This is a genomic window from Bacillus sp. AP8 (assembly GCF_000321185.1).
GTDB lineage: Bacteria > Bacillota > Bacilli > Bacillales > DSM-1321 > Bacillus_AD > Bacillus_AD massilioanorexius.
In genome coordinates, this window is record NZ_CAPG01000018.1 from 1 (window position 1) to 9,705 (window position 9,705).

10 protein-coding genes and 2 pseudogenes are annotated in these 9,705 nt (G+C 32.9%); 11 read left to right on the forward strand and 1 reads right to left on the reverse strand.

All coding sequences use genetic code 11. From position 1 onward, the window contains the following. The first annotated feature begins 617 nt into the window (after positions 1-617). From BN349_RS02780 to BN349_RS02825, 10 genes and pseudogenes are all read left to right on the forward strand, one after another. Complete coding sequence (locus BN349_RS02780) at positions 618-1,067, forward strand: DnaA N-terminal domain-containing protein (RefSeq protein ID WP_019240752.1); 450 nt, start codon at positions 618-620, stop codon at positions 1,065-1,067. A gap of 278 nt (positions 1,068-1,345) precedes the next feature. Then, a complete protein-coding gene (locus BN349_RS02785; protein WP_019240753.1) occupies positions 1,346-2,632 on the forward strand; it encodes an MFS transporter in 1,287 nt (428 codons plus the stop codon). Positions 2,633-2,679: 47 nt separating this feature from the next. Beyond that, a complete protein-coding gene (locus BN349_RS23160; protein ID WP_019240754.1) occupies positions 2,680-3,888 on the forward strand; it encodes a nitrate/nitrite transporter in 1,209 nt (402 codons plus the stop codon). A gap of 498 nt (positions 3,889-4,386) precedes the next feature. Beyond that, complete coding sequence (locus BN349_RS23165) at positions 4,387-4,803, forward strand: T7SS effector LXG polymorphic toxin (protein WP_019240755.1); 417 nt, start codon at positions 4,387-4,389, stop codon at positions 4,801-4,803. An 84-nt stretch (positions 4,804-4,887) separates the two neighbouring features. Continuing rightward, entirely contained in the window at positions 4,888-5,019 is a 132-nt protein-coding gene (locus BN349_RS26080; protein ID WP_232423506.1) for a hypothetical protein, read from the forward strand. A gap of 10 nt (positions 5,020-5,029) precedes the next feature. Beyond that, the gene (locus tag BN349_RS02805) at positions 5,030-5,332 is read left to right on the forward strand and encodes a hypothetical protein (protein WP_019240756.1); all 303 of its coding nucleotides are present in this window, start codon (positions 5,030-5,032) and stop codon (positions 5,330-5,332) included. A gap of 13 nt (positions 5,333-5,345) precedes the next feature. Next, complete coding sequence (locus BN349_RS02810) at positions 5,346-5,858, forward strand: Imm6 family immunity protein (protein WP_019240757.1); 513 nt, start codon at positions 5,346-5,348, stop codon at positions 5,856-5,858. 496 nt (positions 5,859-6,354) lie between these two features. Further along, on the forward strand, positions 6,355-6,909 hold the full coding sequence (locus tag BN349_RS25615; protein WP_026089136.1) for a hypothetical protein: 555 nt from the start codon (positions 6,355-6,357) through the stop codon (positions 6,907-6,909). 18 nt (positions 6,910-6,927) lie between these two features. After that, a pseudogene (locus BN349_RS26810) lies at positions 6,928-7,020 on the forward strand (hypothetical protein); the annotation flags it as partial. Between the two features lie 12 nt (positions 7,021-7,032). Then, complete coding sequence (locus tag BN349_RS02825; protein WP_019240759.1) at positions 7,033-7,512, forward strand: DUF6985 domain-containing protein; 480 nt, start codon at positions 7,033-7,035, stop codon at positions 7,510-7,512. 933 nt (positions 7,513-8,445) lie between these two features. On the opposite strand, the pseudogene BN349_RS26230 reads toward BN349_RS02825, so the two are convergent. Further along, positions 8,446-8,571, reverse strand: a pseudogene (locus tag BN349_RS26230) (DNA/RNA non-specific endonuclease); the annotation flags it as partial. Positions 8,572-8,721: 150 nt separating this feature from the next. Here BN349_RS26230 and BN349_RS02835 point away from each other — a divergent pair. Continuing rightward, entirely contained in the window at positions 8,722-9,207 is a 486-nt protein-coding gene (locus BN349_RS02835; protein WP_019240761.1) for an antitoxin YezG family protein, read from the forward strand. Positions 9,208-9,705: the final 498 nt, after the last annotated feature.

Below are 9,705 nucleotides of genomic sequence, written 5' to 3' on the forward strand. Positions count from 1 at the left end.
AAAAACACCTTAAAAGTTAGTTTTTTCACTCTAACTTTTGGGGTGCAGCACCGGAGTAAAGGTAACCTCTCGCTTTTCAATAAAAGAGGTTAAATCAAGCCAATCACGTGCCAAAGCACGGTCATCATCCTTCATTAGTAAGATAAATACACTCATAAACAAGTTTATTTAAAAAAATTCTAATATGAAGTATAGAGGCGCCCAAAGGTGATGAAACATCACTTTTGAGACAGCCTCTTTTTGTGCGTTCCTATAAGTATTTGATATTGTGGAAACGACAAAAGAGTGGAGAAATAGAACGTATAGTATAAAGAGATACAAGCTAGATTTAAATAGTATTCTAAAGATAAAAGCAGACTGATTGTTATAGAAATATTAAATAGATTGATAAAATTTAATATTTTATTAATAAATATATGGTAGAGTAGATTTTGGATGAAATTTATCTAGTTCTAATTAGTGTGAAGGCTTCATTATGAATTCGAGAAATACGGAAGTATAAATGGTAGAGTGGAGCTTCGATAGGTTCAACTTTTGATCAGTCTGGAATGAACTAAATCAGTACTGTTAGAAGTTATATTTTATCCAGAACAACCAATGAGGGTGGTAGTTACATCATGGGAATAAAGGAAGAAACACATGAATATAAAGAATTAATTAAGCAAGTTCAAGCTATGACAGAAAAGATGAACAACCTCCATCAAGAAACGCTGAAGCAAATGACAGAGATTAACAAAGAGATAAAGGTTATTCAGCATAAAATTGATACATTAGTAGAAGAAAATTATGTAGAGCATTTGAAGAAAACAGCTGAAGAAGAAGTTCGAAGTAAACTTGAATTATTATGGGAAGAATGTTTATATGGACTACAAACTAAAATAAGTAAACCTAGCTTTGAAATGTGGTTTGGTCAAGCTGAGCCGATTTCAATGGAAGGAAACATGATAACGATTAAAGTACAAAATGAATTTGCCAGTGATTGGTTAGAGCATCGTTATAATCAATTGATATTAAGCATTTTATATGAAATTACGGGCGATCATTATGAATTAAAGTATATCTATTAGTGTGCTAAAAATGGTCTCTGTTTATGGATTTCTCCATAAACAGAGACTTTTTATGTTCAATAAATGAAAGTAGTTCTAGTGTTTAAGTAAGTACGAATATACATAGTTATTCAAATCGAGGGTCTATAGTATATTTTTTGATTTATATAGAGAATTCCCTTTAGTAAAAGTAGGGATATTACGAATATTCTTTTTCTTGTAATGATTTATAGTTTAAGTAGGGGAATCAATCATGTCATTCAATACTTAACTATAAAGTCATGAAGGGAAGAAGAAAAATGAGAATTACTAGATGGGAACCAGAAGATAAAGCCTTTTGGGATTCAGAAGGAAAGCATCATGCCAATCGAAACTTATGGATTTCAATACCTTCACTATTATTAGCATTTGCTGTATGGCAAATATGGTCAGTGGTTGCTGCACAATTGAATGAAGTGGGATTTAGTTTTAGTTCCAGTGAATTATTTACGTTGGCTGCTCTTCCAGGTCTAGCGGGTGCCACATTAAGAATCTTTTTTACCTTTTTACCAGGACTTATGGGAGGGAAAAATTGGACAGTAATTAGTACGGCTGCTTTACTTATTCCTGCAATCGGTATTGGATTAGCTGTTCAAAATCCAGATACAAGCTTTATGACAATGGCTATATTGGCTGCCTTATGTGGTATTGGAGGAGGTAACTTTTCATCTTCGATGGCAAATATAAGCTTCTTCTATCCGAAAAGATTAAAAGGAACAGCGAATGGACTAAATGCAGGTATTGGTAATCTCGGAGTTAGTGCTGTGCAATTTATTACACCTATTATCATAACAGCAGGTGCTTTTGGAGGCTTTGTAGGTGCTTCTCAATTGAAAGCAGATGGAACAGAGATTTGGTTACAAAACGCTGCTTTTATCTGGGTTATTCCTATCGTATTATGTACGATCGCAGCGATTTTTGGTATGGACAATTTACCAAATGCGAAACAATCTATTAAAGAGCAAACAGCCATTATTAAACATAAACATACATGGATTATGACATGGTTATATACAATGTGTTTCGGATCATTTATTGGTTATGGTGCAGCTTTCCCGTTATTAATTAAACAAGAATTTCCAGAAATCACTATTCAATTAGCTTTTTTAGGACCTTTAGTAGGTGCCGCAGTAAGACCAGTTGGAGGATGGATTTCTGATAAAATAGGCGGAGCAATCGTAACTTTTTGGGATATCGTTCTAATGATTTTGGCAACTTTTGGTGTTATTTATTTCTTGAATGCTCATAATTTCACAGGATTCTTAATTATGTTTTTAGTATTATTCTTCTCAACAGGTATTGCAAATGGGTCTACTTTTAGAATGATTCCAATCATTTTTGATGCGAAGCTAGCAGCACCAGTACTTGGATTTACAGCAGCTATTGCGGCATATGGGGCTTTCTTTATTCCTAAAATCTTTAGTTGGTCTATTTCTACAACTGGTTCTGTAAATTTATCATTATATCTATTGATTGGATATTATGTAATAAGTTTAGTTATTTGTTGGTTCTACTATTCTAGAAAAAATGCAGAAATTAAATGTTAATAGATTCTATGATTTGATCGTACAACTTGAAGGAGTTGGAAATATCAATGAGCAATAATAAAAGCTTTCTAAAAAGTGGTCATTTACCAACGTTGCTATCTTCATTTCTATATTTTGATGTAAGCTTTATGATTTGGGTTATTGTCGGCTCATTATCAACTTTTATCGTTCAAGATTTTGGATTAACAGATGCCCAGAAAGGATTGATGGTTGGTATACCCATATTAGGGGGTTCACTTTTACGAATTCCAATGGGGTTTCTTGCCGATCGTTTTGGAGGAAAAAGAATTGGTTCCATAGGTATGCTTTTAACCATGATTCCTCTATTATGGGGTTGGCTTTACGGAGATTCTTTAAATGAAGTGCATGCATTTGGTTTTTTACTAGGAATAGCAGGTGCTAGTTTTGCAGTTGCCTTACCTTTAGCAAGTCGTTGGTACCCACCAGAGCATCAAGGCTTAGCTATGGGAATAGCAGGTGCGGGAAATAGCGGTACCGTTTTAGCAACCTTATTTGCTCCTCGAATTGCTGAAGCATTCGGTTGGCACGCCGTTTTTGGTATTGCACTCATTCCACTAAGCATAGTGTTTGTTGTATTCTTGATATTTGCAAAGGATTGTCCAAATTCAGTTAAACCGATGACGATTGCTCAATATTTATCAATCTTCAAAATCAAAGAAACATGGATACTTAGTTTCTTTTATAGCCTAACTTTTGGTGGCTTTGTTGGTCTAACTAGTTATCTATCTATTTACTTTGTCGATCAATTTGCAGTTAGTAAAGTTACAGCTGGAGATTATGTAACTATCGCAGTTATTGCTGGTAGCTTTGTAAGACCCATAGGAGGATATATAGCCGATAAAGTTGGAGGTATGGGTCTCCTACTTAGACTATTTGGTATTTCAGCTATTATTCTTGCTGCTATAGGCTTTGTTCAATCATCAGCAGTTGTATCGCTAACATTATTTATCTTGTTAATGCTAGTTTTTGGTGTAGCAAATGGAGCATTATTTCAAGTTATTCCAACAAGATTTCCAAAGGAAGTCGGCATTTTTACTGGTTTTGTTGGAGCGGCAGGGGGCTTAGGAGGATTCTTTTTACCTAATATACTTGGGACTATTAAAGAATTAACAGGTTCCTTTTCATACGGATTTTGGTGGATTGGGTTAACATATGTGGTTTCTTTCTTATTAATTGGCTGGTTAATTAATGATTGGAAGAAGCAAGGGTATTTAAAACAGAATGGATCATTATAATATATGATCATATCTAGGTCTAGTCGTATCGACTAGACCTTTTTGGTTTGCTTTAGGATTATTTTTGTAAACTTTGTTACCTCGTACCTTTCTCTGTATTTAACTTTCCTTATATGTTTATTTCATTCACCGAGGTGAATGGAAAATGACAATCTTCTAGAAAATAATCTTATGAAAGACAATTTTGGTATTGAGAAAAATAGGTCTAAGTATGTAGGAATTGAGAATGTAAGTGCTACACTATAAGACTTTAATAATGTGTACGTACTATTTTTGTATGGGAATTAATAACAATAACCTATTTTATACACTAGGATAAAAGATTACAATGAACAAGGAAAGATATGGAAGTGGATAATTTCTTTTGTTTTATTTCTGAATATTACGACTTTTAGTGAATGGAAAGAATAGATTTTATCAGTGAAAATTAATAAATATGACCCATTTTCATCTTTCTTCATAGATATAAAAAGATTGTCGAAGTAGGTGTTTAGAGCGATGAAATTGCTAGATGTTGATGTGCTTCACGCAGGAATCGATGAGATTCTTCAGAGGTTATCTACACAAGCCGAGCAGATCAAGAGGGTGGAATCGGCCGTCAAAGGTGTTGTGAACTTATCCGATTCCTTTACAGGGATGGGAGGACAGGCCATTCTCTCCTACTATCAGAATGACCATCTGACTTTTTTGGCTAGCTATCAGACGTTTTTAAGGAATTATACCAACACATTAAAGCAGATGAAAGTAGCTATCCAAACGTTGGAGCCATTAGCCAATGGTTTCATTAGACAAAGCTATCTAGAAAGTGAATTAGAAAGAGGTCTTTTATTATTGCTTACTCAGCAAGCAAAAAGAACTGGTACGTATTATGAGAAGATTTGTAAGTATATACATGCCAAAAATATGAGTTACTAGTATTAGAAGAAAAAGAAGTAGATTAAAAAGATCTATATGAGTTGCTTCTTTGTTGTGAAATTTTGAAATTACAACATAGGGTAGATAAGCAAAGGTAAACAAAGTACAAATTCAGAGGGATGGCTAAGAGATAATAAGTATTATTTTAATGAATTATATAAATTGCACCCTGAATTTTTTAGCGATTCTAATTTAAAAAGCCTTAATAATGGATAGGCTATTGTGAATGATGCTACCTTTAGAAAGCATTTTCTTTAGTATTATAGAATTTAATTCAGCAGTAATAAAGGCAGGTATAAAACCAGAAGATGTAGCAGGAACATTAAATCTACATCAATCGAATCCTTCAGGTGTATGGAGAAAGTGTTATCAGGGATTAGCAAACGATAAAGTTCCGCCTGGTGTGTTAAAGCAATTAAATTTAAAATATCCTAATTTAGAAATTGAAGTAACATCTGAAATTGATGAAAGCATTAAAGTAACTGGTAGGCTAAATCTAATGATTAACAATGGAAAGTATATTGATTAGTTGGAGGTTAATTATGGCTAATATTAACTTTAGTAGTTTAACAGAAGATGGTAAAGTAGCATTTTTTCTTGGACTTTCAGAAAAAGTTTTGTCGGTATTTTCTCAAAAGGAAGATCAAATTTTAGCTCAGGAAGTTATATATAAATGTTGGGAGTGGCTAAAAGGTAAAGAAAATATAGGGGATATTCTTTATGAATTATTAGACAATGAGGAAAATGGTATAACAATAATTCAAGAGATGTCAGATAATGAAACAGATGTCATAGTTTGGAACTGTGTTATTGATGCAGTTGCTTATACTAGTAGAAAAGCATTTGAAAGAGAAGGTGTCAAATATTATCCAGAACCAATTGCTTTAGTTGATGATACATTAGTAGACCATTTTATGAATTGTTTCGAAAGGTGTATAGAAAATTCAAATAGTTATATTCGGAGAATAATTTCTTTATTGGATGAAAATAAGAAGGGGAATATTGCTAGTGATTTGCGGACAGAAGTTTTAAGGGAATTACAAATACAAAATTAACTATTACTCTATTATTTTATTAACTTTTTTGGATTAAAGTTATCAAATTAAGAAAGGATGTTTGCAGTTTAAAGTTGCAGGAATCCCTATTATGCATAGAAATAGCACTTGATTTCCTTTTAGGTAACAAGTGTTTTTGTTTTCTTATAAAGTATTTATGTCTGAACGATTAAAAATGCTTACTTGAAATTCAAAACTCATGATGTTTGTACCATCAAGACATTTTGTTTTAATCACCTTATGATAAGGCATTGGCAATAAACAACGAAATCGTATAAACTTGTGGCGATAATCAATGGGGAGAATTCGGGGAAACATTTGAAAACTAGCGGTTGACGTGAAATCATTCTCTAACAAAACAACAAACGTCTTACACCAAGCGAAAAACGTCCTCAACCCTTTACCACTAGTCAAAGCCTTACAATCCAAGCTGAAAACATCCATCACGACCAATCTCTCTCAAACGCAAGCCTGGCTGAAAAAGCGAATAGAATCGATGAAGGAAATCAAGCTTTTCCCGATTCGAGGAGAAGAATATGCCTTAGCTGGAGTAGGAAAAAGCGCACCAGGATGGTACACCGTTCGTGATGGAATAGATGCATTCAAGAGAGCCGGAGATACAGTTGTTCGGATTGTTGGAGGGACGGAGAAGAAGGACGTTAAACATGTAAGTGGGGAATGGGTTGGTGTTGAGAATAAGGGTAATGTTTCTAATGAAAGAAAATCAATTAAGTTTGAAAGTACCTATCAGGAGCGGCTTGCTCAAACTCCAGTGAATAACGGAGAATGGACTGGGCAACGTGGTGAATCTACTTTTATCCACGATAATAAAGAAATAAAAGAAATATTAAGTAAAGTTGATAAAAAAGGCATTGATTACTCTGATGCTGTTCCAGACTTTTCACCCGTTTCTAAAGGTAAGGTAGAGATTGAAGGAATGTCTGTTGATAGAAATGTAAACTTCAAAAAAGCAGATGAACGACTAGCAGAAGAATGGGGAGTAAAACCAAAAGAGGTAAGAAAGTGGAGAAAACAGAATCAATATACATAGGATGAACTAAATGATAAAGTATCTATGGAACTTGTTCCTACAGTAATTAATGGTAAATTTAGTCACTTGGGTGGAGTATCAGAAGTAGGTAAAGCTGAAAAAAATAAGTAGAAGGTGAAATTGATGATACAGATTGAACATGAGACTTTTGGTGAATTAAGTTATGATTATGGGTGGAAAAGGGAAATAAAATTAAGCTTATTTGGATATGAAAGAATAGTAACATTGATTATAGATGGGGATGATGATGCAGAATTTGAAGAAGCACAGGTATATGCGTATAATAGTTTTTTTAGAGATAAAGATAATCTGCTAAGACAGGCGGAGGATGCAATCTTGAAATATTACCTCGAGGTGTACATGGAATATAGAGAAAGACTAGGCGATCAGTTTGCTGATAAAATGGCACCTATTTTATCCACTAAGGAAGAGGTTGCTAAAATTGTTGAGCCAAAACAATTACTTTTTCCAATGGTTTTTGATGAAGATATAAGACAAGTTGGGTTATTACTTGAATGTACTTGGGAGCCAGAGCACGGACTTGCAGTTAAGTTTGAAGATGAAGAAGTTATAGAAGTAGGTTATCAAGATATAGCACTTTGATTGTGCACAAAAGTAGAATGAATATTTGTAAAAGTTTTAATGAGTGGGATTGTGAAAAAACATGACCTTGATTTACTCCAAAATAAGCAATTTTTCTCATATTTGAATCAAAATTCAATGAAGTAAACAGACGTACGAGATTTGTTACAATGAAAAGAACAGAAAACGACCATATTAGTGTTGGCTACAAGACAGCAAATAGCTTGTATGAGATTTATCACAAAGGTTATCGGGTACAAAAGAAGTATGGAAATAAAAGTTTCAATATATAGAAATTTTAAAAGATAATGTACCTTATCCAGCCCCTAGTGACTTAATTATTTGAAATGAAGAGTTTTTATCACCACAGGAAGTAGTAAAAAAAGCCTTAGCTTATAAATACGAAAAATAATTGTATTTAGAACACGTTTTAGTAGAACCTTGAATGCTTATTTATTATTTAAGGCTTCTTTTTTGTAGGGATACCTAGTGGAGATACGATTTTTATTGTAGAAGGAATATAAACACATGAAATTAAAATGAAACTAACGAACTCGATTAAGTGATATGTAAAAGATGACTAACTGTTACTATAAAACTTGTTAATTTAATGTCACATAAAAATATTTGGGCTTAAAGCATTTGATTGTCATTTAGGCATCAGGTGCTTTTGGGTGCTTTAGGATAAGACAATTTAAAACAGTTAATGTTGAGAGATTATAAGATTATAATTTAGAATACTAGTAAGGTTACTAGTTATGGCGAAAATTTTAATAGAAAAGAAATACTTGTGTAATAAATATAGTCAGGTTACTCCTCAAGAATTAAACTATAGGATTTAGTAACGGCAAACGGTGCTTTAGCAACTTCGAAAATGAGTAGTGCCGTAGCCAAATTACGAGGGAAAACTATTACATCACCAATCCCACATAATGTCTTTCGCACAGATAAGCTGAACTGAGTACCTATCAAGTGCCTACCATCATCATCAAGCAACCTATCTTCTCGACCTACTGCCACTTGCATTGCTGGATTTCTTGTTCCTTTTTCAAGTATTAATTCTTCTGCATTTACATCTACGAAAGAAATTCCACCAAAAAAAGTATCTGTAAAAATTAAGCCGATTTTCATTGGGACTTCACTAAGACCAGATTCATATAAAGTAGTTTATGAAATTGAAGGCAAAGGATTATTTAAGAAAACCATTGAAAATAGAGCAGGAGGTTGAGTATGGAAAAGGAAATGAATAAATTATATAGAGAGATAGCTGAAACAGTTAATGAAATGATTCCAGAAGATTGGAATAAATTTCATTTTTATGCTCAAATATCAGAAACTGGGGGAGGAACTTACTTTTTTTATAATACACTTGAAAATAAGCAATATAAATATAGTTTAGAAGTTCCTTTCAAATATCAAATTGATGAAGATGAATTTGAGAGAAAAGAAGATGTTTTATTAAAATTGAGCAAGGAGCTTAGAAAGATTTTTAAAGATAATGAGCAGGAACTTTGGTATTCTTTTACAATGTCTCTAGAGAGTAGTGGGAAATTTAAGTTGCATTATGATTATACAAATTGGTTTGACACAGAATATAGTTTTAGTGACCAGATGATGATCTGGAAAAATAAATATTTAGGTGATATACCAACTGATGAAAAGAATAAAGCATTAATTGATAAGTATCTTAATGAATTTCCAAATAATCCGATTTAATTTAAAAAAACTGGACAAAAAAGAAAAGTTATCTTGAAGAATTGACTTTATGATGGTTGTACCATCATAAGTTACTGTTTGCCCCCATCTCGTGACACAATAAAATAAGACACTCGAACTTAGACGAAATGACATATTACTAGATAGGGTTACTAGTAATAAACACAGAGAATATGTGTACTTAAAGCTCTTGATTGTCTATTATAGATGAGATGTATATAGCAAAATAAAAGTGCAGACTTATATAATGTTTTTGTATAGAGTCTAGCACTTTTTTTCGTGCAAAAAAGTCTTGCCGTCATCCCAAATCACTCTACTGTATAGGTGTCGAATCTAACAGTGAAAGTAAGAAAGGGTCCTAGCAATGCTGATGAATAATTATCTAAAAAATGGAGTGCACCAGATCAAAAATGGACAGAAGAAGATATAGCTGATTGGAGAGAAGATAATAAATATACTAATTTAACTTGGCATGAACTTAATGATTTGGAAACTATT

What these genes read in the sequence shown, in the direction of transcription:
- BN349_RS02780 (WP_019240752.1), top strand. Translation starts at nt 618, where the DNA reads ATGGGAATAAAGGAAGAAACACATGAATATAAAGAATTAATTAAGCAA.
- BN349_RS02785 (WP_019240753.1), top strand. Translation starts at nt 1,346, where the DNA reads ATGAGAATTACTAGATGGGAACCAGAAGATAAAGCCTTTTGGGATTCA.
- BN349_RS23160 (WP_019240754.1), top strand. Translation starts at nt 2,680, where the DNA reads ATGAGCAATAATAAAAGCTTTCTAAAAAGTGGTCATTTACCAACGTTG.
- BN349_RS23165 (WP_019240755.1), top strand. Translation starts at nt 4,387, where the DNA reads ATGAAATTGCTAGATGTTGATGTGCTTCACGCAGGAATCGATGAGATT.
- BN349_RS02805 (WP_019240756.1), top strand. Translation starts at nt 5,030, where the DNA reads ATGATGCTACCTTTAGAAAGCATTTTCTTTAGTATTATAGAATTTAAT.
- BN349_RS02810 (WP_019240757.1), top strand. Translation starts at nt 5,346, where the DNA reads ATGGCTAATATTAACTTTAGTAGTTTAACAGAAGATGGTAAAGTAGCA.
- BN349_RS25615 (WP_026089136.1), top strand. Translation starts at nt 6,355, where the DNA reads ATGAAGGAAATCAAGCTTTTCCCGATTCGAGGAGAAGAATATGCCTTA.
- BN349_RS02825 (WP_019240759.1), top strand. Translation starts at nt 7,033, where the DNA reads ATGATACAGATTGAACATGAGACTTTTGGTGAATTAAGTTATGATTAT.
- BN349_RS02835 (WP_019240761.1), top strand. Translation starts at nt 8,722, where the DNA reads ATGGAAAAGGAAATGAATAAATTATATAGAGAGATAGCTGAAACAGTT.